Source organism: Paucilactobacillus suebicus DSM 5007 = KCTC 3549 (assembly GCF_001434475.1).
Classification (GTDB): domain Bacteria; phylum Bacillota; class Bacilli; order Lactobacillales; family Lactobacillaceae; genus Paucilactobacillus; species Paucilactobacillus suebicus.
Map to the genome: position 1 here is coordinate 1 of NZ_AZGF01000077.1, position 404 is coordinate 404.

The 404-nt window shown below is 35.4% G+C and carries 1 protein-coding gene; it reads right to left on the reverse strand.

Annotated elements, in window-relative coordinates:
- The coding region (tnpA, locus tag FD16_RS12485; RefSeq protein ID WP_156403265.1) for an IS200/IS605 family transposase at window positions 1-249 on the reverse strand (249 nt) is incomplete at its 3' end.
- Window positions 250-404 lie beyond the last annotated feature (155 nt).

A 404-nucleotide genomic window follows, 5' to 3' on the forward strand; every position in this document is an offset into this window, starting at 1 on the left:
TTTTAAATATCCCATAAAGCTGGATACACTTATTTTAGGCGAAATACTAACTAATAGATGCACATGATCTGGCATCATATGGCCTTCCAAAATTTTAACCCCTTTATACTGACAAAGTAATCTAAGAATTCCTTGCAAATCTCGTCTATATTGATTGTAAATTATCTTTCTTCTATACTTGGGCGTGAACACAATGTGGTATTTACAAAGCCATTTAGTATGTGCAAGGCTGTTTAATTTATTTGCCACTATTTATCTCCCTCTTTCTAACATAATTTTCTGGCTTGAACATCCAGTATTCTATGTCAGTCGAGGGAGTTTTTGTATAACCATTTATTATCCACCCGCATAGCGGGTGGTTTTATGTTTCGCACTACGTGCTCAACTAGGTCTTCAAGACGAAA